Origin of the sequence: Pantoea sp. UBA6567 (assembly GCF_002434165.1) — a bacterium.
GTDB lineage: Bacteria > Pseudomonadota > Gammaproteobacteria > Enterobacterales > Enterobacteriaceae > Pantoea > Pantoea eucrina.
Genome location: NZ_DJJN01000007.1, coordinates 15359 through 42122 on the forward strand (window position 1 = coordinate 15359; position 26764 = coordinate 42122).

Annotated in this window: 25 protein-coding genes; 23 read left to right on the forward strand and 2 right to left on the reverse strand. The window is 55.9% G+C overall.

From position 1 onward, the window contains the following. The first annotated feature begins 19 nt into the window (after nucleotides 1-19). The 22 genes from ovoA (at nucleotide 20) to B4M48_RS13970 (ending at nucleotide 23631) form a co-directional block, all read left to right on the forward strand. Nucleotides 20-2158: a 5-histidylcysteine sulfoxide synthase gene (gene ovoA, locus B4M48_RS13865; RefSeq protein ID WP_223811799.1), complete on the forward strand. Its 2139-nt coding sequence runs from the start codon at nucleotides 20-22 to the stop codon at nucleotides 2156-2158. Nucleotides 2159-2262: 104 nt separating this feature from the next. Further along, a complete protein-coding gene (gene asnC, locus B4M48_RS13870; protein ID WP_039381403.1) occupies nucleotides 2263-2724 on the forward strand; it encodes a transcriptional regulator AsnC in 462 nt (153 codons plus the stop codon). Nucleotides 2725-2877: 153 nt separating this feature from the next. Further along, entirely contained in the window at nucleotides 2878-3318 is a 441-nt protein-coding gene (mioC, locus tag B4M48_RS13875) for an FMN-binding protein MioC (protein ID WP_039381406.1), read from the forward strand. 439 nt (nucleotides 3319-3757) lie between these two features. Further along, on the forward strand, nucleotides 3758-5647 hold the full coding sequence (mnmG, locus tag B4M48_RS13880) for a tRNA uridine-5-carboxymethylaminomethyl(34) synthesis enzyme MnmG (RefSeq protein WP_150034927.1): 1890 nt from the start codon (nucleotides 3758-3760) through the stop codon (nucleotides 5645-5647). A 48-nt stretch (nucleotides 5648-5695) separates the two neighbouring features. Continuing rightward, the gene (gene rsmG, locus B4M48_RS13885) at nucleotides 5696-6313 is read left to right on the forward strand and encodes a 16S rRNA (guanine(527)-N(7))-methyltransferase RsmG (protein WP_071668258.1); all 618 of its coding nucleotides are present in this window, start codon (nucleotides 5696-5698) and stop codon (nucleotides 6311-6313) included. A 712-nt stretch (nucleotides 6314-7025) separates the two neighbouring features. After that, nucleotides 7026-7406, forward strand: a complete 381-nt coding sequence (gene atpI / locus B4M48_RS13890) for a F0F1 ATP synthase subunit I (protein ID WP_039381414.1) — start codon at nucleotides 7026-7028, stop codon at nucleotides 7404-7406. A gap of 8 nt (nucleotides 7407-7414) precedes the next feature. Next, a complete protein-coding gene (atpB, locus tag B4M48_RS13895; RefSeq protein ID WP_039381416.1) occupies nucleotides 7415-8233 on the forward strand; it encodes a F0F1 ATP synthase subunit A in 819 nt (272 codons plus the stop codon). A gap of 48 nt (nucleotides 8234-8281) precedes the next feature. After that, the gene (gene atpE, locus B4M48_RS13900) at nucleotides 8282-8521 is read left to right on the forward strand and encodes a F0F1 ATP synthase subunit C (RefSeq protein WP_003849523.1); all 240 of its coding nucleotides are present in this window, start codon (nucleotides 8282-8284) and stop codon (nucleotides 8519-8521) included. A gap of 108 nt (nucleotides 8522-8629) precedes the next feature. Further along, a complete protein-coding gene (gene atpF / locus B4M48_RS13905; RefSeq protein WP_039381418.1) occupies nucleotides 8630-9100 on the forward strand; it encodes a F0F1 ATP synthase subunit B in 471 nt (156 codons plus the stop codon). A gap of 14 nt (nucleotides 9101-9114) precedes the next feature. After that, nucleotides 9115-9648, forward strand: a complete 534-nt coding sequence (gene atpH, locus B4M48_RS13910; protein ID WP_283341349.1) for a F0F1 ATP synthase subunit delta — start codon at nucleotides 9115-9117, stop codon at nucleotides 9646-9648. A 14-nt stretch (nucleotides 9649-9662) separates the two neighbouring features. Continuing rightward, entirely contained in the window at nucleotides 9663-11204 is a 1542-nt protein-coding gene (gene atpA, locus B4M48_RS13915) for a F0F1 ATP synthase subunit alpha (protein ID WP_039381427.1), read from the forward strand. A gap of 52 nt (nucleotides 11205-11256) precedes the next feature. Beyond that, the gene (atpG, locus tag B4M48_RS13920) at nucleotides 11257-12123 is read left to right on the forward strand and encodes a F0F1 ATP synthase subunit gamma (protein WP_039381430.1); all 867 of its coding nucleotides are present in this window, start codon (nucleotides 11257-11259) and stop codon (nucleotides 12121-12123) included. Nucleotides 12124-12186: 63 nt separating this feature from the next. Next, on the forward strand, nucleotides 12187-13584 hold the full coding sequence (gene atpD, locus B4M48_RS13925; RefSeq protein ID WP_065647895.1) for a F0F1 ATP synthase subunit beta: 1398 nt from the start codon (nucleotides 12187-12189) through the stop codon (nucleotides 13582-13584). 24 nt (nucleotides 13585-13608) lie between these two features. Beyond that, entirely contained in the window at nucleotides 13609-14028 is a 420-nt protein-coding gene (locus tag B4M48_RS13930) for a F0F1 ATP synthase subunit epsilon (protein WP_039381436.1), read from the forward strand. A gap of 199 nt (nucleotides 14029-14227) precedes the next feature. Next, nucleotides 14228-15598, forward strand: a complete 1371-nt coding sequence (gene glmU, locus B4M48_RS13935) for a bifunctional UDP-N-acetylglucosamine diphosphorylase/glucosamine-1-phosphate N-acetyltransferase GlmU (protein WP_039381439.1) — start codon at nucleotides 14228-14230, stop codon at nucleotides 15596-15598. Nucleotides 15599-15742: 144 nt separating this feature from the next. Beyond that, the gene (gene glmS / locus B4M48_RS13940) at nucleotides 15743-17572 is read left to right on the forward strand and encodes a glutamine--fructose-6-phosphate transaminase (isomerizing) (RefSeq protein WP_039381443.1); all 1830 of its coding nucleotides are present in this window, start codon (nucleotides 15743-15745) and stop codon (nucleotides 17570-17572) included. A gap of 172 nt (nucleotides 17573-17744) precedes the next feature. Further along, on the forward strand, nucleotides 17745-18788 hold the full coding sequence (gene pstS, locus B4M48_RS13945; RefSeq protein ID WP_039381445.1) for a phosphate ABC transporter substrate-binding protein PstS: 1044 nt from the start codon (nucleotides 17745-17747) through the stop codon (nucleotides 18786-18788). 85 nt (nucleotides 18789-18873) lie between these two features. Beyond that, the gene (gene pstC / locus B4M48_RS13950) at nucleotides 18874-19836 is read left to right on the forward strand and encodes a phosphate ABC transporter permease PstC (RefSeq protein ID WP_039381448.1); all 963 of its coding nucleotides are present in this window, start codon (nucleotides 18874-18876) and stop codon (nucleotides 19834-19836) included. Continuing rightward, nucleotides 19833-20720, forward strand: a complete 888-nt coding sequence (pstA, locus tag B4M48_RS13955; protein ID WP_039381450.1) for a phosphate ABC transporter permease PstA — start codon at nucleotides 19833-19835, stop codon at nucleotides 20718-20720. The genes pstC and pstA overlap by 4 nt, the downstream gene beginning before the upstream one ends. 44 nt (nucleotides 20721-20764) lie before the next feature. Further along, on the forward strand, nucleotides 20765-21538 hold the full coding sequence (gene pstB / locus B4M48_RS13960) for a phosphate ABC transporter ATP-binding protein PstB (protein WP_039381453.1): 774 nt from the start codon (nucleotides 20765-20767) through the stop codon (nucleotides 21536-21538). A 14-nt stretch (nucleotides 21539-21552) separates the two neighbouring features. Then, entirely contained in the window at nucleotides 21553-22287 is a 735-nt protein-coding gene (phoU, locus tag B4M48_RS13965; protein ID WP_071668257.1) for a phosphate signaling complex protein PhoU, read from the forward strand. A 105-nt stretch (nucleotides 22288-22392) separates the two neighbouring features. Continuing rightward, nucleotides 22393-23631, forward strand: coding sequence for an MFS transporter (locus B4M48_RS13970; protein ID WP_071668256.1), 1239 nt, complete (start codon nucleotides 22393-22395; stop codon nucleotides 23629-23631). A 144-nt stretch (nucleotides 23632-23775) separates the two neighbouring features. Here the strand turns inward: B4M48_RS13970 and yieH are convergent, their stop codons facing one another. Next, on the reverse strand, nucleotides 23776-24453 hold the full coding sequence (yieH, locus tag B4M48_RS13975) for a 6-phosphogluconate phosphatase (RefSeq protein WP_071668255.1): 678 nt from the start codon (nucleotides 24451-24453) through the stop codon (nucleotides 23776-23778). Between the two features lie 149 nt (nucleotides 24454-24602). Here yieH and B4M48_RS13980 point away from each other — a divergent pair, with 149 nt between their 5' ends. After that, the gene (locus tag B4M48_RS13980) at nucleotides 24603-25916 is read left to right on the forward strand and encodes an NCS2 family permease (RefSeq protein WP_039381465.1); all 1314 of its coding nucleotides are present in this window, start codon (nucleotides 24603-24605) and stop codon (nucleotides 25914-25916) included. Nucleotides 25917-25946: 30 nt separating this feature from the next. Here B4M48_RS13980 and B4M48_RS13985 read toward each other — a convergent pair whose 3' ends face one another. Then, nucleotides 25947-26708: a 4'-phosphopantetheinyl transferase family protein gene (locus tag B4M48_RS13985; RefSeq protein ID WP_071668254.1), complete on the reverse strand. Its 762-nt coding sequence runs from the start codon at nucleotides 26706-26708 to the stop codon at nucleotides 25947-25949. Nucleotides 26709-26764 lie beyond the last annotated feature (56 nt).

Consider the following 26764-nt stretch of genomic DNA (forward strand, 5'->3'; position numbering starts at 1 on the left):
CAGCTTTATGGAGTTCACTGTGACAATCGCCGATCTGCCCTGCCAGCTGCCTGCTCCGACCCGCACCCTGCGCCTTTCCGGTGGCACCGCTGAAGAGAAACGCGCCGAACTGCTCGCCTATTTCACTCAGACCTGGACGCTGTATGAAAGCCTGTTCGACTGCCTGAGCGATGAGCGCGCCTGGTTTAATAAAGCGATTTCGCTGCGCCATCCGCTGATTTTCTATTTTGGCCATACCGCATCTTTCTATATCAACAAGCTGATGGCTGGACGCTATCTCGATCGGCGTGTTGACGCGCGCATTGAGGCGATGATGGCGATTGGTGTGGATGAGATGAGCTGGGACGATCTCAATGACGCCCACTACGACTGGCCCGGTGTGGCAGAAGTGCGCGACTACCGCGGCAAAGTGAAAGCGCTGGTGACTGATTTTATCCGTACGATGCCGCTTGAGCTGCCGATCGGCTGGGAGAGTCCGGCCTGGGTGATCCTGATGGGCATTGAGCATGAGCGCATCCATCTGGAAACCTCCAGCGTGCTGATCCGCCAGCTGCCGCTGGAGTGGGTGCAGCCGCAGCCCGTCTGGCCTGCCTGCCCGCTGGCGCGTCACGATCGCGCCGCGGTGCCGGAAAACAGTCTGATTGCGCTGGCGGGTGGATCGGTGCTGCAGGGAAAAACGGATGAGACTTATGGCTGGGACAATGAGTATGGCCATCAGAAAACCGAGCTCGGCCCCTTCCAGGCCAGCAAAATGCTGGTCAGCAACGCGGAGTTTTATCAGTTTGTCGCTGCCGGTGGCTATCAGACGGCGCGCTGGTGGGATGAAGAGGGAGAGGGCTGGCGGACATTTGCCGGGGCGCAGATGCCTGCTTTCTGGGTCGGTGATATCACCCAACCTGACGCGCTGCGCCTGCGCCTGATGACGCAGGAAGTCCCGATGCCGTGGGACTGGCCGGCTGAAGTTAATCAGCTGGAAGCGGCCGCCTTCTGCCGCTGGCTGGCAGACAAAAGCGGTAAGACAATTCAGCTGCCATGTGAGGCGGAATATATGCTGCTGCGCGAACAGGTCAGCGGCGATCAGCCAGACTGGGAGCAGGCACCCGGTAATATCAATCTCGCGTACTGGGCCTCCTCCTGTCCGGTGGATCATTTTTCCCAGGGCGCGTTCTTTGATCTGGTGGGGAACGTCTGGCAGTGGACCACCACGCCCATCAATGGCTTTGAAGGATTTCGCGTACATCCGCTGTATGACGATTTTTCCACGCCTACCTTTGACGGCAAGCATGCCATCATCAAAGGCGGCAGCTGGATCTCAACCGGTAATGAGGCGTTAAAATCGTCGCGCTACGCGTTTCGCCGCCACTTTTTCCAGCATGCCGGCTTCCGTTACGTGGTGTCAGCGCATCAGGAGAGTATGCAGCTTAACCCGTATGAAACCGACGGCATGGTGTCGCAGTATCTCGATTTCCAGTACGGGCCTGGCTACTACGGAGTGGAAAATTATGCCGAAAAACTGATTGAGCTGGTGCTGCCGCACTGCCATCAGCGCGAGCATGCGCTGGATATCGGCTGTGCCACCGGTCGCGCCAGCTTTGCTCTGGCGCGTCACTTTGCTGCCGTTACCGGCATGGACTACTCCGCACGCTTTATCGACGTGGCGCTGCAGCTCACCTCCGGTGAGGATTTCCGCTACGTGGTACCGGAGGAGGGCGAGCTGGTGGCGTATCGCCAGGTGCGCCTGAAGGAGATCGGCACGGACCGGCAGCAGGCGGAGCGGATCCAATTCGTTCAGGGTGACGCCTGCAACCTGAAGCCGCAGCCGGATCGGTACGATCTGGTGCTGGCCGCCAATCTGATTGATCGTCTGCGTCAGCCAAAGCGTTTCCTGCAGGATATCGCACCGATGATCCGTCAGGGCGGCGTGCTGGCGATCTCTTCACCTTACACCTGGCTTGAGGAGTTCACGCCGAAAGAGAACTGGCTGGGCGGTATCCGTGAAAACGGCGAAGCGCTGACCACCTGCCAGGCACTGCAGCGCCTTCTGCGCGACGAGTTTGATGAAATCGCGCCGCCGCAGGATGTTCCCTTTGTGATCCGCGAAACCGCACGCAAGTTTCAGCATACTCAGGCGCAGCTTACGCTCTGGCGTAAGCGCTAAAAGCGTGCAGACTGCGGCATGCCCGCAGTCTGCATCTTGCCTGCCCCGCTAAATTCCTGCACATTCACCTCTGTTCAGCGAAGACGAATTTAAGAGGAAGGATGATGGCAGAACATCTGCAACTGGATAATCTCGACCGCGGCATACTCAATGCGCTGCTGGAGAACGCCCGCACGGCTTACGCAGAGCTGGCAAAGCAGTTCAATGTTAGCCCCGGCACTATTCATGTCCGCGTTGAGAAAATGCGTCAGGCCGGCATTATTCTCGGTACGCGCGTGGAAATCGATCCACGCCAGCTGGGATTCGATGTTTGCTGCTTTATTGGCATCATTCTGAAGAGCGCACGAGACTACCCGGCAGCGCTCAGCAAGCTTGAAGCGCTGGATGAGGTGGTTGAAGCCTGGTATACCACCGGTCACTACAGCATCTTTATTAAGGTCATGTGCCGATCTATCGATGCGCTGCAGCAGGTGCTGATCAACAAGATCCAGACTATTGATGAGATCCAGTCCACTGAGACGCTGATCTCGCTGCAAAACCCGATCATGCGTACCATCAAGCCCTGAACCGCACCAGCCTGTGCATAAAGTTATGCAGCAGCGATCCGGCGCGGTATCCGGTTTGTCAGCGGATGCTTTCTGTTATTAACCCTGTTTTCCACAGGTGGATCACGGCTTGATCACAGCGTACAATGCCTGCCTTTAGTGCGGGAGACGATCATGGCTGATATTACCTTAATCACCGGCAGTACCCTTGGCAGTGCCGAATATGTCGCAGAACATTTAGAAGAGAAGCTGCAGGATGCGGGCTTCAAAACCAGCGTACTGCACGGCCCGGCGCTTGATGAGGTGCCTGATTCGGGTATCTGGCTGGTGGTAACGTCCACACACGGCGCCGGTGAATTGCCGGACAATCTGCTGCCCTTTTATGAGGCACTGCAGACTGAAAAGCCCGATCTTTCCGCCGTGCGCTTTGGCGCAGCAGGCATCGGCAACCGCGAATACGATCTTTTCTGTGGCGCAATAAAAACTCTGGAGGCTCAGCTGATCGCGCTGGGCGCAACGCGCATCGGGGAACGGCTGGAAATCGACATGCTTGAGCATGAAATACCGGAAGATGCCGCTGAAGCCTGGGTCGCTGGCTGGATTGAGCAGATCTGACGGATCATAACCGGCAGGGGATCGGGAAATAGTGACGATCCCCAGACGATTACACTGTATTTCTTCCGGATCCCTCCGATCTCCTGTGGATAAACCAGCCTGAATCATGCGTATAACCGGTAGTTATCCCAAGAATAACCGCTGATGCTTTTTTCATCTGTGGATAACCAGCAAAGTTGATCCCAGCTTATCTGGATCAGGATCACCGATCTTTCACAGCAAACGATCCTTCCCAGGCTGATGTAAAATAACGGGTTTGCCACGTTATCCACAGAAACCGGCGATCCTAATAAGAGATCTAACAAGAAGATCATATAAAAGAGTAAAGATCCTTTCTATAAACACACAGGATCCGCCGCTTTCGCCTGAACCATAATTTCAGTAGAATCCACCGCCCAGGGCAACGATCCCTGTCTGAACTTTAACGAGGACCCACTTCATGTTTTATCCAGATCCTTTTGACGTCATCGTAATCGGTGGTGGTCATGCGGGTACCGAAGCCGCTATGGCGGCCGCCCGAATGGGTCAGCAGACGCTGTTACTCACGCATAACATCGACACGCTGGGACAGATGTCCTGCAATCCGGCAATCGGTGGTATCGGGAAAGGACACCTGGTAAAGGAAGTGGACGCCCTCGGCGGCCTGATGGCCACGGCAATCGATCAGGCAGGTATCCAGTTTAGGATACTAAACGCCAGCAAAGGTCCGGCGGTGCGCGCTACGCGTGCTCAGGCAGACCGTGTACTGTACCGCCAGGCGGTACGCACCGCGCTGGAGAACCAGCCCAACCTGATGATCTTCCAGCAGGCGGTTGACGATCTGATCGTCGAAAACGATCGGGTGGTAGGTGCCGTCACGCAGATGGGACTGAAATTCCGGGCTAAAACCGTGGTGCTGACCGTTGGCACCTTCCTCGATGGCAAAATTCATATCGGTCTTGATAATTACAGCGGTGGACGCGCCGGCGATCCGCCTTCTGTTCCGCTGGCAAAACGGCTGCGGGCGCTGCCGCTGCGCGTCAACCGTCTCAAGACCGGTACGCCACCGCGCATTGACGCGCGTTCGATCGATTTCTCTGTACTGACGCCACAGCACGGTGATACGCCGATGCCGGTGTTCTCGTTTATGGGCAGCGTGGCACAGCATCCGCAGCAGGTTCCCTGCTGGATCACCTATACCAACGAACAGACGCATGATGTGATCCGTAATAATCTCGATCGCAGCCCGATGTATGCGGGCGTCATTGAGGGGATTGGTCCGCGTTACTGCCCATCTATCGAAGATAAAGTGATGCGCTTTGCCGATCGCAACGCCCACCAGATCTTCCTGGAGCCGGAAGGGCTGACCAGCAATGAAATTTACCCGAACGGAATTTCAACCAGTCTGCCTTTTGATGTACAGATGCAGATTGTCCGTTCAATGAAAGGGCTGGAGAACGCCACCATTGTGCGCCCTGGCTATGCTATCGAGTACGATTTCTTCGATCCGCGCGATCTGAAACCCACGCTGGAGAGCAAGTTTATCCACGGTCTCTTCTTTGCCGGCCAGATCAACGGCACCACCGGTTATGAAGAAGCGGCAGCCCAGGGACTGCTGGCTGGCCTTAACGCTGCACGGCAGTCTGCGGACAAAGAGGGCTGGGCACCGCGCCGCGATCAGGCTTATCTCGGCGTGCTGGTCGACGACCTCTGCACGCTGGGTACCAAAGAGCCATACCGCATGTTTACCTCCCGCGCTGAGTATCGTCTGATGCTGCGCGAAGATAATGCCGATCTGCGTCTGACTGAAACGGGCCGTGAGCTGGGACTGGTCGATGATGCGCGCTGGACGCGCTATAACCAGAAGCTGGAGGCGATTGAGCAGGAGCGCCAGCGTCTGCGCAGCCTGTGGGTGCATCCGAAGTCAGAGAATGTGGCTGACGTAAACAGCATCATCAGCGCACCGCTGACAAAAGAAGCCAGCGCAGAGGATCTGCTGCGTCGTCCGGAGATGACCTATGCCCGACTGATGACGCTGGCGGACTATGGTCCGGCACTGCCTGATGAACAGGCAGCCGAGCAGGTTGAAATTCAGGTTAAATATGAGGGTTATATTGCGCGTCAGCAGGAGGAGATAGATCGCCAGCTGCGCAATGAGAACACGCTGCTGCCTGTCGATCTCGATTACCGTCAGGTTAATGGCCTGTCAAACGAAGTGATCGCCAAGCTCAACGACCATAAGCCGACCTCTATTGGCCAGGCATCGCGTATTTCCGGCATCACGCCAGCTGCGGTCTCAATTCTGCTGATCTATCTCAAAAAACAGGGTCTGCTGCGTAAAAGCGCCTGACTGACCACCGGGGCAGCTTCGACTGCCCCTGTTAACGGAAACCTCGCTGTGATTAACAAACTCTCCCGGCTGCTTGACGCAGCAAATATTTCGCTCTCCGATCAACAAAAACAGCAGCTGGTTGGCTATGTGGAGCTGCTGCATAAGTGGAACAAAGCGTATAACCTGACCTCAGTGCGCGATCCGCATCAAATGCTGGTACGCCATATCCTCGACAGCGTGGTGGTAGAGCCGCATCTGCAGGGGGAGCGCTTTATTGATGTAGGGACCGGACCAGGACTGCCGGGCATTCCTCTGGCCATTGTCCGTCCGCAGGCGCATTTTACGCTGCTGGACAGCCTGGGTAAGCGGGTTCGTTTTCTGCGTCAGGTACAGCATGAGTTAGGACTCACTAACATTACTCCGGTCCAGAGCCGGGTTGAAGAGTTCCCGGCAGATCCACCGTTTGATGGTGTCATCAGCCGGGCATTTGCCTCACTGGAGGATATGCTGACCTGGTGCCGCGCATTGCCCGGAACGCATGGACGCTTTTATGCGCTGAAAGGCGTGCGTCCGGATGAGGAGATCGCTTCGTTGCCAGCAGGCTTTAGCGTAGAAAAAATTGAAGCCTTGCGCGTTCCTGAACTGGAAGGCGAGCGTCATCTTGTGGTGATTTCGCAGCAATAAGCCTGCAAAAAGCAGGGTTTTATTCAGCTTCTGGCAGCGGAACCATCGTCAGGGCTGAATAAAAAAACAGCGGTTGAACGCGCGGTGACAAACGCTTTTATTCGGCAGGGGAGGGGAAAGGCGTTAACATCCTTCGCCGTAATTATCCGAAAAGCGTTGTTACATTTAACGATTAATTCACATTTTATTGCCACTAATGTCACATGATAACCGCTGTTTTCTGCTTTCGATTATCACGCAGGGAAATATGACGCGGCAATAAATCGGCGGGCGTAATATTATTATTTCGATTTTAATTCTTTCCGCAGTGTCAACCGGATGTTTTTATCGGAAAAGAGTGAGCTGAAGCAGATTTAAATTTATAACACCATGATTTTAAATGGTTAACATGCCCTGATTATTAGTGCGGATTATGCATTCTGGTAAATTTTTCAGCGTCTGGTTGTTTATTATGTGATCTGCAGCACGCTTTATATCGCGCTTTAGCCAGAAAACGGCAACGTCGCTGATGGCTTTCCGGGTTATGAATCTTTGGAAAAATAGCCCTTCAGAAAGAAATTTAAATAATTGTTCACCTTTTCGCTACTTAGCGATTGAAATCGCAGGTGCGGCCCGTATAATTTGCACGGCTTTTGCTGCTTGACTCAAAACGGCAAAGGCAGTCTTATACGACACGCGACATACCCCGTTCGGGGCAGGAGAGTTAAGCGTCATGTCAGTGTCTCTTTACAGTGTGAAATTAGCCCGAGCCGTTCTGGTTGTCCAGCTGGTGACGTTTGTCGTAATCGGTGCGCTGTTTGCCCTGAAAGATGTCACCTGGGGCGCCTCTGCTATCGCGGGTGGTGTGGCAGCCTGGCTGCCAAACATACTGTTCACGTTTTTAGCCTGGCGTCTGCAGGATCAAACACCGGCTAAAGGGCGTGTCGCCTGGAGTTTCGCCCTGGGTGAAGTTCTTAAGGTGTTCGCCACCGTTATTTTTCTCGCTGTGGCGTTGGGTGGGTTCGGAGCGGTCTTCTGGCCACTCGCAATCACCTGGTTATCGGTGCTGGTGGTGCAAATCGTCGCACCGGCTGTAATTAACAACAAAGGGTAAGAGGCATCATGGCCGCAGGAGAAATCTCAACGCCGCAGGAATACATAGGACATCATCTGACGCATCTTCAGATGGACCTGCGTACTTTCGAGCTGGTGAATGCACACGACGCGCCAGCAACATTCTGGACGTTAAACCTGGACTCCATGTTTTTCTCTGTTGCACTGGGAGTATTATTCCTTGTGCTGTTCCGCAGCGTGGCGAAAAGCGTCACCAGCGGCGTGCCAGGGAAAATGCAGGCGGCTATCGAGCTGGTTGTCGGCTTTGTTGATAGCAACGTTCGCGACATGTACCACGGTAAAAGTAAAGTTATCGCCCCGCTGGCTCTGACAATTTTTGTCTGGGTCTTCCTGATGAACTTCATGGATCTGCTGCCTATTGATTTGCTGCCGTTTATCGGTGAGCACTATCTGGGCCTGCCGGCGCTGCGCGTCGTGCCGTCAGCAGACGTGAACATCACGCTATCTATGGCGCTGGGCGTATTTATTTTGATTCTGTTCTACAGCATCAAAATGAAAGGGGTAGGCGGCTTTGCTAAAGAGCTGACTCTGCAGCCTTTTAATCACCCGATCTTCATCCCCATCAACCTGATTCTTGAAGGTGTCAGCCTGCTGTCAAAACCGGTTTCACTCGGTCTGCGACTGTTCGGCAACATGTATGCGGGTGAGCTGATCTTTATCCTGATTGCCGGTCTGCTGCCGTGGTGGTCGCAGTGGGTGCTGAATGTGCCATGGGCCATTTTCCACATCCTGATTATTTCGCTGCAGGCTTTCATTTTCATGGTCCTCACGATTGTCTATCTGTCGATGGCATCTGAAGAACATTGATTTTTTTCTCAACAACTTAAGCATAACTGAAACAAACTGGAGACTGTCATGGAAAACCTGAATATGGATCTGCTGTACATGGCTGCCGCTGTGATGATGGGTCTGGCGGCAATCGGTGCTGCGATCGGTATCGGCATCCTCGGAGGTAAATTCCTGGAAGGCGCAGCGCGTCAGCCGGATCTGATCCCTCTGCTGCGTACGCAGTTCTTTGTTGTAATGGGTCTGGTGGATGCAATCCCGATGATCGCTGTTGGTCTGGGTCTCTACGTGATGTTTGCTGTCGCCTAAAGCCTGTAGCCATTGTTCACTCATGGCACCTGGTGTGATGAGGAACAGATTCTGCCGTTTATCAATGATAGCGGCAGAGCACGTTAACTTAATAAGAGGCATTGTGCTGTGAACATTAACGCAACAATCCTCGGCCAGGCCATCGCGTTCATCCTGTTTGTCGCGTTCTGCATGAAGTACGTATGGCCACCGATCATGGCTGCCATCGAAAAGCGCCAGAAAGAAATTGCTGAAGGCCTTGCTTCTGCTGAACGCGCGAAGAAAGATTTGGATCTCGCGCAGGCCAATGCGACCGACCAGCTGAAAAAAGCGAAGGAAGAAGCTCAGGTCATTATCGAGCAGGCGAACAAACGCCGTGCCCAGATTCTGGACGAAGCCAAAACTGAAGCTGAAACTGAACGTAACCGCATCGTCACTCAGGCGCAGGCAGAAATTGAAGCCGAGCGCTCACGTGCACGTGAAGAGCTGCGTAAACAGGTCGCGTTGCTGGCATTAGCTGGCGCCGAGAAAATCATCGAACGTTCCGTGGATGAAGCTGCTAACAGCGACATCGTTGATAAACTGGTCGCTGAACTGTAAGGAGGGAGGGGCTGATGTCTGATCTGATTACTGTAGCTCGCCCCTACGCCAAAGCAGCTTTTGACTTTGCTGTTGAGCATCAAAGTATCGAACGCTGGCAGACCATGCTGGCGTTTGCCGCAGAAGTGGCTCGCAACGAACAGATGGCAGAAGTACTCTCTGGTGCCTTAGCACCTGAAGCGTTATCTGCCTCTTTCAATGCAGTCTGTGGTGATCAACTTGATGAACACGCTCAGAACCTGATCAAGGTAATGGCGGAGAACGGACGTTTGACAGCGCTTCCAGACGTACTGGAGCAATTTATTCAACTGCGTGACGCTTATGAAGCGACAGCCGAAGTTGATGTAATCTCCGCCAGTGCGCTGAGTGACAGCCAGCTGACCAAAATCAGCACCGCGATGGAAAAACGTCTGTCACGCAAAGTTAAGCTGAATTGCAAAATTGATAAGTCTGTATTGGCAGGTGTGGTTATCCGTTCGGGTGACCTGGTGATTGATGGCAGCGTGCGCGGCCGTCTTGACCGTCTGGCAGACGTCTTGCAGTCTTAAGGGGACTGGAGCATATGCAACTGAATTCCACCGAAATCAGCGAACTGATCAAGCAGCGCATTGCTCAGTTCAATGTCGTGAGTGAAGCTCACAACGAAGGTACTATTGTTTCTGTAAGTGACGGTATCATCCGCGTACATGGCCTGGCCGATGTTATGCAGGGTGAAATGATTGCCCTGCCGGGCAACCGTTACGCTATCGCACTGAACCTCGAGCGCGACTCGGTTGGTGCGGTCGTTATGGGCCCGTACGCTGACCTTGCCGAAGGCATGAAGGTTAAGTGCACCGGTCGTATTCTGGAAGTACCGGTTGGCCGTGGCCTGCTGGGTCGCGTGGTGAACACCCTGGGTGCACCTATCGACGGTAAAGGCGCAATCGACAACGACGGCTTCTCGCCGGTTGAAATGATTGCACCAGGCGTTATCGATCGTCAGTCTGTTGACCAGCCTGTTCAGACTGGTTACAAATCTGTCGATGCGATGATTCCAATCGGCCGTGGCCAGCGTGAGCTGATCATCGGTGACCGTCAGACCGGTAAGACTGCAATGGCTATCGACGCCATCATCAACCAGCGTGATTCAGGCATCAAGTGTGTCTACGTTGCGATTGGTCAGAAAGCGTCAACCATCTCTAACGTGGTTCGCAAGCTGGAAGAGCACGGCGCGCTGGCTAATACCATCGTGGTTGTGGCTTCTGCATCGGAGTCTGCTGCGCTGCAGTACCTGTCTCCGTACGCTGGTTGTGCCATGGGCGAATACTTCCGCGACCGCGGTGAAGATGCGCTGATCGTTTACGATGACCTCTCTAAGCAGGCTATCGCTTACCGTCAGATCTCCCTGCTGCTGCGCCGCCCACCAGGCCGTGAAGCATTCCCGGGCGACGTGTTCTATCTCCACTCTCGTCTGCTGGAGCGTGCATCACGCGTAAGCGCTGACTACGTTGAGCGTTTCACCAACGGTGCTGTGAAAGGCCAGACCGGTTCTCTGACCGCGCTGCCAATCATTGAAACCCAGGCTGGTGACGTTTCTGCGTTCGTTCCGACCAACGTTATCTCGATCACTGATGGTCAGATCTTCCTGGAGTCGAACCTGTTCAACTCCGGTATCCGTCCAGCCGTTAACCCGGGTATCTCCGTATCCCGTGTTGGTGGTGCTGCACAGACCAAGATCATCAAGAAACTGTCCGGTGGTATTCGTACCGCGCTGGCACAGTATCGTGAACTGGCAGCGTTCTCTCAGTTCGCTTCCGATCTGGATGATGCAACGCGTAAACAGCTGAGCCACGGTCAGAAAGTGACCGAGCTGCTGAAACAGAAACAGTATGCGCCAATGTCCGTTGCGCAGCAGGGTCTGGTGCTGTTTGCTGCTGAGCGCGGCTTCCTGAACGACGTTGAACTGGCGAAAATCGGCAGCTTCGAAGCCGCTCTGCTGGCGTACGCCGATCGCGAACACGCTGAGCTGATGGCTGAAATCAACCAGGCGGGTAACTACAACAACGATATCGAAGCGAAGCTGAAAGGCCTGCTCGAAACGTTTAAAGCAACCCAGTCCTGGTAATGTCTGGCGGCTTGTCTGAAAAGACAGGCCGCAAGGCTTTGAGGAGAAGCTAATGGCCGGCGCAAAAGAAATACGTACCAAGATCGGAAGCGTAAAAAATACGCAGAAGATCACCAAAGCGATGGAAATGGTCGCCGCCTCCAAAATGCGTAAAACGCAGGAACGCATGGCGGCCAGCCGTCCGTATGCAGATACCATGCGCAAAGTGATTGGTCACCTTGCACTGGGTAATCTGGAATACAAGCACCCTTACCTGGATGAGCGCGACGTTAAGCGCGTCGGCTACCTGGTCGTTTCGACTGACCGCGGGCTTTGTGGTGGTTTGAACATTAACCTGTTCAAAAAATTGCTGGCTGAAATGAAAGGCTGGGCAGACAAAGGCGTTCAGAGCGATCTGGCGATTGTCGGTTCTAAAGGCGTTTCATTCTTCGGCTCTGTCGGTGGTAACGTCGTGGCTCAGGTTACCGGCATGGGCGATAAGCCTGCGCTGTCCGATCTGATCGGCCCGGTAAAAGTTATGCTGCAGGCCTACGATGAAGGCCGTATCGACAAGCTGTATATCGTCAGCAACAAGTTTAACAACACCATGTCTCAGACTCCGACCATTACCCAACTGCTGCCGTTACCGCCAGCGGAAGGTGAAGAAGAGATGAAGGCGAAGACCTGGGATTACCTGTACGAACCCGATCCGAAGGCGCTGCTCGATACGCTGCTGCGTCGTTATGTCGAATCGCAGGTTTATCAGGGTGTGGTGGAAAACCTGGCCAGTGAGCAGGCCGCGCGTATGGTAGCGATGAAAGCCGCAACCGATAACGGCGGAAACCTGATCAAAGAGCTGCAGTTGGTCTACAACAAAGCTCGTCAGGCCAGCATCACCCAGGAACTTACCGAGATCGTCTCGGGAGCCTCCGCGGTTTAACCAGGCATATATCCTGTCGCCCGAGCGCGGCCGGATATTCTCGTATTAGGTAGAGGATTCAAGATGGCAGCTGGAAAGATTGTCCAGATTATCGGCGCCGTAGTTGACGTCGAATTCCCTCAGGACGCGGTACCACAGGTATACAGCGCTCTCGAGGTTAAGAATGGTGATACTCGTCTGGTGCTGGAAGTTCAGCAGCAGCTGGGTGGTGGCGTAGTACGTACTATCGCCATGGGTTCTTCTGACGGCCTGAAGCGCGGTCTGGAAGTAATCGATCTGAAAAAACCTATTCAGGTTCCGGTTGGTAAAGCGACCCTTGGCCGTATCATGAACGTGCTGGGCGAGCCTATCGACATGAAAGGCGACCTGACAGAAGAAGATGGCAGCGCAGTAGAGGTCTCCTCTATTCACCGCGCCGCGCCTTCCTATGAAGATCAGTCAAACTCGCAGGAACTGCTGGAAACCGGCATCAAGGTTATCGACCTGATGTGTCCGTTCGCTAAGGGCGGTAAAGTCGGTCTGTTCGGTGGTGCGGGCGTAGGTAAAACCGTAAACATGATGGAGCTGATCCGTAACATCGCGGCTGAGCACTCAGGTTATTCGGTCTTTGCTGGTGTGGGTGAGCGTACTCGTGAGGGTAACGACTTCTACCACGAAATGACTGACTCCAACGTTATCGATAAAGTAGCGCTGGTGTATGGCCAGATGAACGAGCCGCCGGGTAACCGTCTGCGCGTAGCACTGACCGGTCTGACCATGGCGGAAAAATTCCGTGATGAAGGTCGTGACGTTCTGCTGTTCATCGACAACATCTACCGTTATACCCTGGCAGGTACTGAAGTATCTGCACTGCTGGGTCGTATGCCATCTGCGGTAGGTTATCAGCCAACGCTGGCTGAAGAGATGGGTGTGCTGCAGGAGCGTATTACCTCCACCAAGACTGGTTCAATCACCTCCGTACAGGCCGTTTACGTTCCTGCGGATGACCTGACTGACCCGTCTCCGGCAACCACCTTTGCTCACTTAGACTCAACGGTTACGCTGAGCCGTCAGATCGCCTCTCTGGGTATCTACCCGGCCGTTGACCCGCTGGACTCTACCAGCCGTCAGCTGGATCCACTGATCGTGGGTCAGGAGCACTATGACGTCGCACGTGGCGTACAGTCACTGCTGCAGCGTTACCAGGAGCTGAAAGACATCATCGCCATCCTCGGTATGGACGAGTTGTCTGAAGAAGATAAACTGCTGGTGGCACGTGCGCGTAAGATCCAGCGCTTCCTGTCTCAGCCATTCTTCGTTGCTGAAGTCTTCACCGGTTCTCCGGGCAAATACGTGACGCTGAAAGATACCATTCGTGGTTTCAAAGGCATCATGGAAGGCGAATTCGACCACCTGCCAGAGCAGGCGTTCTACATGGTCGGCGCTATCGAAGAAGCCGTAGAAAAAGCGAAGAAACTGTAATAACGGTTTCCCGGGAGGAATGGTATGGCTATGACTTATCATCTGGACGTGGTCAGCGCGGAGCAGCAGATGTTCTCCGGTCTGGTACAGCGTATCCAGGTGTCAGGTAGTGAAGGCGAGCTGGGTATCCACCCGGGCCACGCCCCGCTGCTGACCGCCATCAAGCCTGGCATGATTCGCATCGTGAAGCAGCACGGCGACGAGGAGTATATCTACCTCTCCGGCGGCGTGCTGGAAGTACAGCCGGGCAGCACGACCGTTCTGGCCGACACCGCGATTCGTGGTGAAGACCTTGACGAAGCGCGCGCGCTGGAAGCGAAACGTAAAGCAGAAGAGCACATGAACAGCAGCCACGGCGACGTGGACTATGCTCAGGCCTCTGCAGAGCTGGCGAAAGCTATCGCGAAACTGCGTGTTATCGAGCTGACCAAAAAAGCGATGTAATCAGGCTTTATGCGTCATGAAATGCCAGCCCTCCGGGGCTGGCATTTTTTTGCCCGGCGCCCGGCAAACCCGTTGTCATGCACCCTCCCTGACTCCCCTTTCCGCTTTCCTCCGGTTGTCTAATTTCGCCATGAGAAAAATGTAGTAATCTCAGGGGTAAACCTTACACTTTCGAAAGTTAAATTGAGTCTGGAAAATTATGTCTGTAAGCGCGATGAGTGTGGTGATCCTGGCCGCTGGCAAAGGCACCCGTATGTATTCCGATCTGCCTAAAGTTCTGCATACGCTGGCAGGTAAACCCATGGTGCAGCATGTTATTGATGCCGCTACCGGGCTTGGTGCCCGGCAGGTTCACCTGGTCTATGGTCACGGGGGGGAACTACTGCAGCAGAAGCTGGCGCACAACGCCCTGAACTGGGTACTGCAGGCGGAACAGCTCGGCACCGGGCACGCCATGCAGCAGGCAGCGCCCTTCTTTGCCGATGACGAAGATATTCTGATGCTGTATGGCGATGTGCCGCTGATCTCGCAGACAACGCTGCAGCAGCTGCGCGCGGCGAAACCTGAAGGCGGCATCGGGCTGCTGACCGTGGTGCTGGATAACCCCACCGGCTACGGCCGCATCGTGCGCGAAGATATGACCGTGACCGGCATTATTGAGCAGAAAGATGCGTCTCCTGAGCAGCTGGCTATTCAGGAGATCAATACCGGTATCCTGATAGCCAACGGCGGCGATCTCCGGCGCTGGCTGGCACAGCTCGACAACAATAACGCACAGGGTGAGTTTTATATCACCGATATCATCGCGATGGCGCATCAGGAAGGCCGCGTAATTAATACCGTTCATCCGGCGCGTATCAGTGAAACGGAAGGTGTAAATAATCGTCTGCAGCTGGCTACGCTGGAGCGCACTTTTCAGCAGGAGCAGGCGGAAAAACTGCTGCTGGCGGGCGTGATGCTGCGCGATCCGGCGCGTTTTGACCTGCGTGGTACGCTGGCGCACGGGCGCGACGTGGAAATTGATATCGGCGTCATCATTGAAGGTGATGTCACGCTGGGCAACCGGGTAAAAATTGGCGCCGGCTGCGTGATCAAAAACAGCGTTCTGGGCGATGACTGTGAGATCAGCCCTTATTCTGTCATCGAAGATGCGACGCTGGCCGCCGCCTGCACGGTCGGGCCGTTTGCCCGGCTGCGTCCTGGCAGCGAACTGGCTGAACAGGCGCACGTCGGCAACTTTGTGGAAATGAAAAAGGCCACGCTCGGCAAAGGCTCCAAAGCGGGCCATCTTTCCTACCTGGGTGATGCGGAAATAGGGGCGGGCGTTAACATCGGCGCCGGCACTATTACCTGCAACTATGATGGCGCTAACAAGTTTAAAACCATCATTGGCGATAACGTCTTTGTGGGATCGGATACGCAGCTGGTGGCACCGGTCACTGTTGCCACAGGCGCCACTATCGCTGCCGGTACTACGGTGATGAAAGATGTTACCGCCGCCGATCTGGTCTACAACCGCAAAGAACAGCAGCAGAAAGCGGGCTGGCAGCGCCCGGTGAAGAAAAAATAAATTTTAAGGGCCGGCAAAGATCGGCCCGTTTAGCAGTGCCATAACGATATCCCCACTCTCTACAAGGCTCGGGGAACCGGCGCAGCCGGAAATCAGGTCAGATGACAACGCAATGGCCGAAAGCCATGAAGTCAGGAAACGAATATGTGTGGAATTGTTGGAGCAGTAGCGCAGCGTGACATTGCAGAGATCCTGCTGGAAGGTCTGCGTCGTCTGGAGTATCGCGGTTATGACTCAGCCGGTCTGGCGGTCGTCGATCGTCAGGGGCACGTGACGCGTCTGCGTCGCGTTGGCAAAGTGGCTAATCTGGCGGAGGCCGCAGATCAGCAGCCGCTGATTGGCGGTACCGGTATTGCCCACACCCGCTGGGCCACGCACGGTGAACCTTCTGAGGCAAATGCGCATCCGCACGTCTCAGAGCAGATCATCGTGGTGCATAACGGCATTATCGAAAACCATGAGCCGCTGCGCGCGCAAATGATCGAACGTGGCTACCATTTTGCCTCCGAGACGGACACCGAAGTGGTGGCGCATCTGGTGCACTGGGAGCAGAAGCAGGGCGGCACGCTGCGTGAGGTTATTCTGCGCGTGATCCCTCAGCTGCGCGGTGCTTACGGCATGGTCATCATGGACAGCCGTGATCCGTCGGTGCTGGTGGCCGCGCGCTCCGGCAGCCCGCTGGTGATTGGCCGTGGCGTGGGCGAGAACTTTATCGCATCCGATCAGCTGGCGCTGCTGCCGGTTACCCGCCGCTTTATTTACCTGGAAGAGGGGGATATTGCCGAGGTTACCCGCCGTGAAGTCACTATCATCGATCGCGAAGGCCATCAGGTCCAGCGCGCGGAGATCGAATCAAACGCGCAGTATGACGCGGGCGATAAAGGTATCTATCGCCACTATATGCAGAAAGAGATCTACGAGCAGCCCAACGCTATCAAAAATACGCTGGCGGGCCGCTTCCACGACGGGATTGTCGATCTGCGCGAACTGGGTGAGCATGCAGAGTCGCTGCTGAGCAAAGTAGAGCATATCCAGATCATCGCCTGCGGCACCTCCTACAACTCCGGTATGGTATCGCGCTACTGGTTTGAATCACTGGCGAATATCCCGTGTGACGTTGAGATCGCCTCTGAATTCCGCTACCGCAAATCCGCAGTTCGCAAAAACAGCCTGCTGATCACCCTGTCGCAGTCGGGTGAAACCGCCGATACGCTGGCGGCGCTGCGCCTCTCCAAAGAGCTGGGTTATCTTGGCTCACTGGCTATCTGTAACGTCGCCGGCTCTTCGCTGGTGCGCGAATCCGATCTGGCGCTGATGACCAAAGCGGGCACGGAAATTGGCGTGGCTTCCACCAAAGCCTTTACCACGCAGCTGACGGTACTGCTGATGCTGGTGGCAAAACTGGGTCGTCTGCACGGCATGAAGCCGGAAACGGAGCATGAGATTGTGCACGCGCTGCAGGCGCTGCCAAGCCGTATTGAGCAGATGCTGGCGCAGGATAAGATCATCGAGAGCCTGGCAGAAGATTTCTCTGACAAGCATCATGCGCTGTTTCTTGGCCGCGGCGATCAGTACCCGATCGCCATGGAAGGCGCGCTTAAGCTCAAAGAGATCTCCTATATTCATGCCGAAGCCTACGCGGCCGGTGAGCTGAAGCACGGCCCGCTGGCGCTGATCGATGCCGATATGCCGGTGATCGTGGTCGCACCTAACAATGAGCTGCTGGAAAAGCTGAAATCCAACATTGAAGAGGTGCGCGCGCGCGGCGGCCTGCTCTATGTCTTCGCCGATGGCGATGCGGGTTTCAGCGACAGTGAAGGGATGAAAATCATTTCACTGCCGCATGTTGAGGAAGTGATTGCCCCTATCTTCTACACCGTGCCGCTGCAGATGCTCTCTTATCATGTGGCGCTGATCAAAGGCACCGACGTGGACCAGCCGCGTAACCTGGCAAAATCGGTTACCGTTGAGTAATCGCTAAGCCGGGCGGGCCTGCAACGGGCCCGCCCGGTTTTTATCCTCGTCATAAAACTGTCATATTTCGTACATTTCGCTGTCATCAAACTGTCCTATTTTCCCTCCAGCAGCAATCACTGACTCCAACTAAAACGGCGTTAAGCCTGATTTATACTCCCCCGGAGGGAACATGACACTGATGCGTAGCACCGTAGCCCGAATCCTCGCCGCCACTTTCGCCGTCAGCGCAGTTTCTGCGTTTGCCGCTACCGATCTGACCGGCGCTGGCGGGACCTTCCCGGCCCCGGTTTATGCCAAGTGGGCAGCAGAGTATCAGCAGGCCACCGGTAGCAAAATCAACTATCAGGGGATCGGCTCTTCGGGTGGCGTAAAGCAGATCATCGCAAAAACCGTGGATTTCGGTGCTTCTGATGCGCCGATGAAAGAGGAAGATCTGCAGAAAAATGGCCTGTTCCAGTTCCCGACCGTTATCGGTGGCGTGGTGCTGGCCGTTAACATTCCGGGTGTGAAGTCGGGCGAGCTGACGCTCGATGGCAAAACCGTAGGTGACATCTACCTCGGCACCATCAAAAAATGGAACGATCCGGCGATCGCTAAGCTGAACCCGAACCTGAAACTGCCTGACACCAATATCAACGTCGTGCGCCGCGCTGACGGCTCCGGTACCTCCTTTGTGTTTACCAGCTATCTGACCAAAGTGAACACGGACTGGGCAAGCAAAATAGGCAAAGGCAACACCGTTAACTGGCCAACAGGCCTTGGCGGTAAAGGCAACGATGGCGTGGCCGCTTTCGTGCAGCGTCTGCCGGGTTCAATTGGCTATGTCGAATACGCCTACGCGAAACAGAACAACCTGACCTACACCAAACTGCTGGATGCGGATGGCAAGCCGGTGGCCCCGAGTGAAAGCAGCTTTGCCAACGCCGCCAAAGGCGCTGACTGGAGCAGCTCGTTTGCTCAGGACCTGACGTTCCAGAAAGGTGACGACGCGTGGCCGATCGCCTCCACCACCTTTATCCTGATTTACAAAGATCAGGCTAATGCGGAGAAGGGCGCAGAAGTGCTGAAGTTCTTTGACTGGGCCTATAAAGGCGGCAGCAAAACCGCCACGGCGCTGGATTACGCAGCGCTGCCGGAGAGCGTAGTGACGCAGATCCGTGCGGCATGGAAAGCGAATATCAAAGACAGCAGCGGCAAAGCGCTCTGGCAGTAAGCCATTGTCAGGCTCGGCTACTGGCTGAGTATCCCGGGGGCGGCCGCCTGGTCGCCCTGCATATCCTCTGAGAACCGAGAATTTTATGGCTGCTACCAAGCCGGCATTCAAAGCACCGGGTAAGCAAGGCGACATGATTTTTGGCGCGCTGGTTAAACTCTCTGCGCTGATTGTCCTGCTGCTGCTGGGTGGCATTATTGTCTCCCTGATCGTCTCCTCCTGGCCCAGCATTCAGAAGTTTGGCTTCGCCTTTCTCTGGACCAAAACCTGGGATGCACCAAACGAAGAGTTTGGCGCACTGGTGCCGATTTACGGCACGCTGGTGACCTCACTGATCGCATTAATCATCGCGGTACCGGTAAGCTTCGGGATCGCACTGTTTCTGACCGAGCTGGCACCCGGCTGGCTGCGTCGTCCGCTGGGCACCGCCATTGAACTGCTGGCGGCCATCCCGAGCATTGTTTATGGCATGTGGGGCCTGTTTATCTTCGCGCCGCTGTTTGCCGAATATTTTCAGACGCCGGTTGGCAACGTCCTCGCTAACATTCCCATCGTCGGCACGCTGTTCTCCGGCCCGGCGTTTGGTATCGGTATCCTGGCCGCAGGCGTCATCCTGGCGATTATGATCATTCCTTATATCGCCTCGGTAATGCGCGACGTCTTTGAACAGACGCCGGTGATGATGAAAGAGTCCGCGTATGGCATCGGCTGCACAACCTGGGAAGTGATCTGGCGTATCGTGCTGCCGTTTACCAAAAACGGCGTCATCGGTGGCGTGATGCTGGGACTGGGGCGGGCGCTGGGAGAGACCATGGCGGTGACCTTTATTATCGGTAACACCTACCAGCTCGACAGCGCTTCGCTGTTTATGCCTGGCAACAGTATCACCTCAGCGCTGGCTAACGAGTTTGCTGAAGCGGAATCGGGCGTGCATGTCGCTGCGCTGATGGAGCTGGGTCTGATCCTGTTTGTGATCACCTTTATCGTCCTGGCGATCTCGAAGCTGATGATCCTGCGGCTGGCAAAAAGTGAAGGGGCCCGTTCATGACCGCAATTGAAATGCAGAGCCGTACTGAGCTGGAAGCCTCGCGCCGCAAAATGCAGGCGTGGCGCAGTACAAAAAATAAAATCGCCCTGACGCTGTCGCTGCTGACCATGGCGTTTGGCCTCTTCTGGCTGATCTGGATCCTGTTCACCACGGTGACTAAAGGCATCGACGGGCTGAGCTGGTCGCTGTTTACCGAATCAACGCCGCCGCCCAACACCGCCGGCGGCGGGCTGGCAAATGCGCTGGCGGGCAGCGGCCTGCTGATTTTCTGGTCCACCTTTTTCGGTACGCCGCTGGGCATTATGGCCGGGATCTGGCTGGCGGAGTATGGCCGTAAGAACTGGCTGGCAGAGGTGATCCGCTTTATCAACGACATTCTGCTCTCCGCGCCCTCTATCGTGGTCGGACTGTTTGTCTACACCATTGTGGTATCACAGATGCAGCACTTCTCCGGCTGGGCAGGCGTTGCGGCGCTGGCGCTGCTGCAGATCCCGATTGTGATCCGTACCACCGAGAATATGCTGCGGCTGGTGCCGGACAGCATGCGCGAAGCGGCATACGCGCTGGGCACACCGAAGTGGAAGATGATCTCAGCCATCACGCTGAAAGCGTCTGTTTCCGGCATCATTACCGGCGTACTGCTGGCGATTGCGCGTATCGCAGGTGAAACCGCTCCGCTGCTGTTTACCGCGCTCTCCAACCAGTTCTGGAGCACTGACATGATGCAGCCGGTGGCCAACCTGCCGGTCACTATCTTCAAGTTCGCCATGAGCCCGTTTGCCGAATGGCAGAGCCTGGCGTGGGCGGGTGTGCTGATCATTACGCTGTGCGTGCTGCTGCTGAACATTGTTGCCCGCATGATCTTCGCCAAAGGCAAACACTAATTTTCCGGCGCGGCTCTGGCGGCGCTGCATAAGAGAGATGAGCAATGAGTATGGCAACCCCTTCTGCCGGTAAAATCCAGGTGCGTAATCTGAACTTTCATTATGGTAAGTTCCACGCGCTGAAAGATATCAACCTGGATATTGCCCGCAATCAGGTCACCGCGTTTATCGGTCCGTCGGGCTGCGGGAAATCCACGCTGCTGCGCACGTTTAATAAAATGTATTCGCTCTACCCGGAGCAGCGCGCAGAAGGTGAGATCCTACTGGATGGCGACAATATTCTCGCGTCGCACCAGGATATCGCCCTGCTGCGCGCGCGCGTCGGCATGGTATTTCAGAAGCCAACGCCGTTTCCGATGTCAATTTACGACAACATCGCCTTCGGCGTGCGCCTGTTTGAGAAGCTGTCGCGCGCGGATATGGATGAGCGCGTGCAGTGGGCGCTGACCAAAGCCGCGCTGTGGAACGAAACCAAAGACAAGCTTCATCAGAGCGGTTACAGTCTTTCCGGCGGGCAGCAGCAGCGTCTCTGCATCGCGCGCGGTATCGCTATCCGGCCGGAAGTGCTGCTGCTAGATGAGCCCTGCTCGGCGCTGGACCCGATCTCCACCGGCCGCATTGAGGAGCTGATCACCGAGCTCAAGCAGGATTACACCGTGGTGATTGTGACGCACAATATGCAGCAGGCTGCCCGCTGCTCCGATCATACGGCGTTTATGTATCTTGGCGAGCTGATTGAGTTCAGCGACACCGACACGCTGTTTACCAAACCCGCGCAGAAGCAGACTGAAGATTACATCACCGGTCGTTACGGCTGATTCAGGAGAGACTCATGGATAATTTAAATCTTAATAAACATATCTCCGGTCAGTTTAATGCCGAGCTGGAGCATATTCGTACGCAGGTGATGATCATGGGCGGTATGGTGGAGCAGCAGCTCACCGATGCGATTACCGCCATGCATAATCAGGATGCGGAACTGGCACGCCGGGTGATTGAAGGCGACCAGAAGGTCAATATGATGGAGGTAGAGATTGATGAGGCGTGCGTGCGTATTATCGCCAAGCGTCAGCCTACCGCCAGCGACCTGCGGCTGGTAATGGCCATTATCAAAGCGATCTCTGAGCTGGAGCGTATTGGTGACGTGGCGGAAAAAATCAGCCGCACCGCGCTGGAGAAGTTTGGCCAGCAGCATCTGCCGCTCTTGGTCAGCCTGGAGTCGCTGGGCCATCATACGGTGCAGATGCTGCATGACGTACTGGATGCGTTTGCGCGCATGGATCTCAGCGCTGCCATCACCATCTACCGTGAAGATAAAAAAGTGGATAAAGAGTATGAAGGCATCGTGCGCCAGCTGATGACCTATATGATGGAAGATCCGCGCACGATCCCCAGCGTGCTGACCGCCCTGTTCTGCGCGCGCGCGATCGAGCGTATCGGCGATCGCTGTCAGAACATCTGCGAAATTATCTTCTATTTTGTTAAGGGGCAGGATTTTCGTCACGTTGGCGGCGACCGGCTGGATGAACTGCTCTCCGGCGACGACGGCAGCAATCGCCCTACCTGATCCTCTCCTCCGGCTGCCTGTGCGGCAGCCATTACCATTTCTGATTGGTCACTCCGCCGCCCGCTCTTTATACTTGGCGCACTTTTTTTCGCCAGGTGCTCTTTTATGTCCCTTTCCCGATCTGCTAAACCAGCCGTTACGCCGGCTAAAGCGATGCTGGCCGCAATCAGCGGCTACGCCATGGATGGATTTGATCTGCTGATCCTCGGTTTTATGCTGCCGGCCATCAGCGTATCGCTGGTGCTTGACCCGTCACAGGCGGGCTCGCTGGTGACCTGGACGCTGATCGGTGCAGTGATCGGCGGTATTCTGTTTGGCCACCTCAGCGATCGCTTTGGCCGGATCCGTATCCTGACCGTAACGATACTGATGTTTTCACTGTTTACCGGCCTGTGCGCGGTGGCGCAGGGCTACTGGGATCTGCTGGCGTACCGGACTCTGGCCGGGGTGGGGCTGGGCGGCGAGTTTGGTATCGGTATGGCGCTGATCGCCGAAGCCTGGCCGCAGGAGAAGCGCAACCGGGCATCGGCCTGGGTCGGCATCGGCTGGCAGCTCGGTGTGCTGCTGGCTGCCTTTATTACGCCGCCGCTGCTCAGCGTGATTGGCTGGCGCGGCATGTTTCTGGTGGGTATGCTGCCGGCACTGCTCTCATTCGTGCTGCGGCGCAGTATGGGTGAGCCGGAGAGTTTCACACGGCAGGTAAAAAGCGTACCGGCACTCTCATTTACCGCCCGCATAAGGCTGTTGTTTGCTGACCGCGCCACCCGTAAAGCGAGCCTGGGTATTTTTATCCTCTGTTCGGTACAGAACTTTGGCTATTACGGTCTGATGATCTGGATGCCGAGCTATCTCTCCTCCAGCTTTGGTTTCAGCCTGACAAAATCGGGGCTGTGGACCGCGGTGACGGTGGTGGGCATGACCCTGGGTATCTGGCTGTTTGGCGTGCTGGCCGATCGCTTCGCACGCTGGAAAATTTTTCTGTTGTACCAGTTCGGTGCCGTGGTGATGGTGGTGGTCTATGCGCAGCTGCGCGATCCGACGGTAATGCTGTTTACCGGCGCCATCATGGGCATGTTTGTTAACGGCATGATTGGCGGCTATGGCGCGCTGATCTCCGATACGTTCCCGCCGCAGGCGCGTGCTACCGCGCAAAATGTGCTGTTTAACCTCGGGCGCGGCGTCGGCGGTTTTGGTCCGCTGGTGATTGGCGCGCTGGCTACGCAAATTTCCTTCACCGCCGCTATTACGCTGCTGGCGCTGATTTATCTGCTGGATATTTTCGCCACGCTGTTTCTGCTGCCTAAGAAGCAAAGCAATGAGGATTCGCTGGGCGCGATAGGCTGATAGCCCGCCGTACACCAGGGGCGCATAAATGCGCCCCCTGCCGAACTTCTTCTGGGGCATTGCAGGGGCGGCATTCATGCCGCCCTGGTATCAGGCGCTGCCCCCGGTTCATCAGGCAATGCCGCCGCATATCAGGGGCGCCCCCTACAGAACCTCGTTGGTTGATAACAGCGCCCAGCCGCGCGCCTGCCACAGCGCAGGCAGCTGCGCCATATCATCAAACCGCGTCACCAGCGGATGATCAATTGCGGGATTATGCGCATCGGCGCAGTAGTAAAACACCGGAATACCTGCAGCAATGCCGGCGCGAACGCCCGCTTCGGAATCATCCACCAGAATGCAGCGTTCAATCGGCACTTGCATCTGCTCTGCGGCGTGGAACATCAGCTGCGGATCGGGTTTCCATGCCTGAATGTCATAGCCGCTGTACAGGCGCTCGGTAAACCACGGCAGCATGCCGGTAAGACCCAGCGAATGCTGCATTTTCTTTACCGGTCCGTTAGAAACCACGCATACCGGAACGCGGATCCGCGCCACCAGCTCCGGTGCACCGCCGATCGGCTGCAGCTCCTGCTCAAACAGGCGCGCGACTTCAATACGATAGGCGTGCTCCACCTCTGCTACCGGCAGCGCCTGATGATACTCTTCGCTGATGTCGCGAATAATGTCGTAAAGCTTCACGCCTTTGTACCGCTCAAACATCTGCTGCAGCGACAGCGTGATGCCGTAGCGCGCAAACGTATTCACATAGCCCTGCGTGCAGAGCATTTCGCTGTCGACCAGCGTGCCGTCACAATCAAAGAACACACACTCCACTGTCATCGCCCACTATCCTTCTGATAACTCTTCAGCTTTTACTCTAGCCTGGATTGCCACAGGCAGCAGCAGGCAACCGGTTGCGAAAATTCCGTGTTTTACCGCAATAAAGCCTATAGGATACGCGGCGATAAATTTTTCAGCGGAACAGCGAAATGAAGACTCAGGGCCTGCTGCAGCGCACGTTTAAACTGCAGGAACACGGGACTACGGTACGCACCGAAGTGATTGCCGGGTTCACCACTTTTCTGACGATGGTTTATATCGTCTTTGTTAACCCGCAGATCCTCGGCGCTGCCGGTATGGATACCCAGGCGGTGTTTGTCACTACCTGTCTGATTGCCGCCTTTGGCAGCATCCTGATGGGGCTGATAGCGAACCTGCCGGTTGCGCTGGCACCCGCGATGGGCCTGAACGCCTTTTTCGCATTTGTGGTGGTGGGTGCAATGGGCTACTCCTGGCAGATAGGCATGGGCGCCATTTTCTGGGGTGCGCTGGGGCTGCTGATCCTGACGTTGCTGCGCGTGCGCTACTGGATGATAGCCAATATTCCGCTCTGCCTGCGCACCGGGATCACCGCCGGTATCGGCCTGTTCATCGCGATGATGGGGCTGAAAAATGCCGGCATTATTGTGCCAAACGCGGAGACGCTGGTGGCCGTCGGCGATTTAACGTCGCACAGTGTGCTGCTGGGCGCGCTGGGCTTCTTCATTATCGCTATTCTGGCATCGCGTAATATTCACGCGGCGGTGCTGGTCTCGATTGTGATCACGACCAGCATCGGGCTTGCGCTGGGAGATGTCAGGTTCACCGGTTTCTTTGCGCCGCCGCCGTCAATCTCTGCGGTGGCGGGTGCGGTGGATATCAAAGGCGCATTCAATATCGGTATGGCAGGCGTGATCTTCTCCTTTATGCTGGTCAATCTGTTTGACTCCTCCGGTACGCTGATTGGCGTAACGGATAAAGCGGGTCTGACCGATGAAAAGGGCACCTTTCCCCGTATGAAGCAGGCGCTGTATGTGGACAGCATCAGCTCCGTCACGGGTGCGCTGGCGGGTACGTCATCGGTGACAGCCTATATTGAGAGTTCGTCTGGCGTTGCCATTGGCGGCCGTACCGGGCTGATGGCGGTCATCACCGGGCTGCTGTTCCTGCTGGCAATATTTCTGTCGCCGCTGGCGGCGATGGTGCCGGGCTATGCGGCGGCGGGCGCGCTGATCTATGTCGGTGTACTGATGACGGCATCGCTGTCGCGCGTACGCTGGGACGATCTCACCGAAGCGGTACCGGCCTTTGTCACCGCGGCGATGATGCCGTTTAGTTTCTCGATTACGGAAGGGATCGCGCTGGGCTTTATCGCCTACTGCGTGATGAAGCTGGGCACCGGACGCTGGCGTGAAATTAGCCCCTGCGTGGTGATAGTTGCGCTGCTGTTTGCACTGAAAATCGCGTTTATTGACGCGCACTGACGCTTCAGGTGGCCTGTGCGGCCACCCGATTCAGTGCTGCCGCATCTCCTGCTGCCCGGCCAGGCGTTCGCCGGGCAGACTGGTCAGGCGCAGCGTATGTGAATCCATGTTCGGCTTATTCATTTCAATATCCCGCAGCGCAATCCACTGCTGCTGCGCGTCAATCTCCCACAGTCGCAGATGCCCGGTTCCGGGTGAAAGGGCGCATGACCAGACCAGCGTCGGCTCGGCATCACAGACCGCCTGAATATCGGGAAATAGCGTGGAGCGCAACCGGCCTGATGCCGGATGCAGACGCAGCGAAGAGAGGCCCCGATCTGCTTCACCGGTCAGCTTAAGCACGCTCTGACGTAGCGTCCAGATTTGCGTGGCCGCTTCCATAAAATCCTGCTGTGCATTGATCCACGCCTTTTCACCGGAAGAGAGTTCCTGCATCAGCGCTTCCTGCGTCTGCCGGCTGTGCGCGCGGACAATCTCCATATCCAGTCCGGCACGCCCGCCTTCTTCCGCTAGCAGTACGCCGGTAATATTGCCTGTATAGGAGATGCTGAAATCAGGCAGGTTCGGATCGGCAAAGCAGGGGCGTCCGCTGCTGCTGACGCTCAGCGGTGGCAGCCGATCGATTCCGTAGATACGCAGCATCAGCTGCGCCAGCAGCTCGCGGGCAGCAAGAAAACGCGCGCGCCGCCGGTCGGGCAGACGGGCAGCGCTATCCAGCACATCCGGAGTGATGCGTGAAACCGTTACCGGCAGGGGTGTGGTGCCTGTCCAGCGCACAAAATGACCAGCCATCTGTCGCTCCGTGAAAATGGGCGAATAATCATCAGCGGCATTGTAAGAATTTTCTT

Excerpts from the sequence above, each read along its gene's own strand:
- asnC (WP_039381403.1), top strand. The coding sequence starts at position 2,263 with ATGGCAGAACATCTGCAACTGGATAATCTCGACCGCGGCATACTCAAT.
- mioC (WP_039381406.1), top strand. The coding sequence starts at position 2,878 with ATGGCTGATATTACCTTAATCACCGGCAGTACCCTTGGCAGTGCCGAA.
- mnmG (WP_150034927.1), top strand. The coding sequence starts at position 3,758 with ATGTTTTATCCAGATCCTTTTGACGTCATCGTAATCGGTGGTGGTCAT.
- atpI (WP_039381414.1), top strand. The coding sequence starts at position 7,026 with ATGTCAGTGTCTCTTTACAGTGTGAAATTAGCCCGAGCCGTTCTGGTT.
- atpB (WP_039381416.1), top strand. The coding sequence starts at position 7,415 with ATGGCCGCAGGAGAAATCTCAACGCCGCAGGAATACATAGGACATCAT.
- atpE (WP_003849523.1), top strand. The coding sequence starts at position 8,282 with ATGGAAAACCTGAATATGGATCTGCTGTACATGGCTGCCGCTGTGATG.
- atpH (WP_283341349.1), top strand. The coding sequence starts at position 9,115 with ATGTCTGATCTGATTACTGTAGCTCGCCCCTACGCCAAAGCAGCTTTT.
- atpA (WP_039381427.1), top strand. The coding sequence starts at position 9,663 with ATGCAACTGAATTCCACCGAAATCAGCGAACTGATCAAGCAGCGCATT.
- atpG (WP_039381430.1), top strand. The coding sequence starts at position 11,257 with ATGGCCGGCGCAAAAGAAATACGTACCAAGATCGGAAGCGTAAAAAAT.
- atpD (WP_065647895.1), top strand. The coding sequence starts at position 12,187 with ATGGCAGCTGGAAAGATTGTCCAGATTATCGGCGCCGTAGTTGACGTC.
- B4M48_RS13930 (WP_039381436.1), top strand. The coding sequence starts at position 13,609 with ATGGCTATGACTTATCATCTGGACGTGGTCAGCGCGGAGCAGCAGATG.
- glmU (WP_039381439.1), top strand. The coding sequence starts at position 14,228 with ATGTCTGTAAGCGCGATGAGTGTGGTGATCCTGGCCGCTGGCAAAGGC.
- glmS (WP_039381443.1), top strand. The coding sequence starts at position 15,743 with ATGTGTGGAATTGTTGGAGCAGTAGCGCAGCGTGACATTGCAGAGATC.
- pstS (WP_039381445.1), top strand. The coding sequence starts at position 17,745 with ATGACACTGATGCGTAGCACCGTAGCCCGAATCCTCGCCGCCACTTTC.
- pstC (WP_039381448.1), top strand. The coding sequence starts at position 18,874 with ATGGCTGCTACCAAGCCGGCATTCAAAGCACCGGGTAAGCAAGGCGAC.
- pstA (WP_039381450.1), top strand. The coding sequence starts at position 19,833 with ATGACCGCAATTGAAATGCAGAGCCGTACTGAGCTGGAAGCCTCGCGC.
- pstB (WP_039381453.1), top strand. The coding sequence starts at position 20,765 with ATGAGTATGGCAACCCCTTCTGCCGGTAAAATCCAGGTGCGTAATCTG.
- phoU (WP_071668257.1), top strand. The coding sequence starts at position 21,553 with ATGGATAATTTAAATCTTAATAAACATATCTCCGGTCAGTTTAATGCC.
- B4M48_RS13970 (WP_071668256.1), top strand. The coding sequence starts at position 22,393 with ATGTCCCTTTCCCGATCTGCTAAACCAGCCGTTACGCCGGCTAAAGCG.
- yieH (WP_071668255.1), bottom strand. The coding sequence starts at position 24,453 with ATGACAGTGGAGTGTGTGTTCTTTGATTGTGACGGCACGCTGGTCGAC.
- B4M48_RS13980 (WP_039381465.1), top strand. The coding sequence starts at position 24,603 with ATGAAGACTCAGGGCCTGCTGCAGCGCACGTTTAAACTGCAGGAACAC.
- B4M48_RS13985 (WP_071668254.1), bottom strand. The coding sequence starts at position 26,708 with ATGGCTGGTCATTTTGTGCGCTGGACAGGCACCACACCCCTGCCGGTA.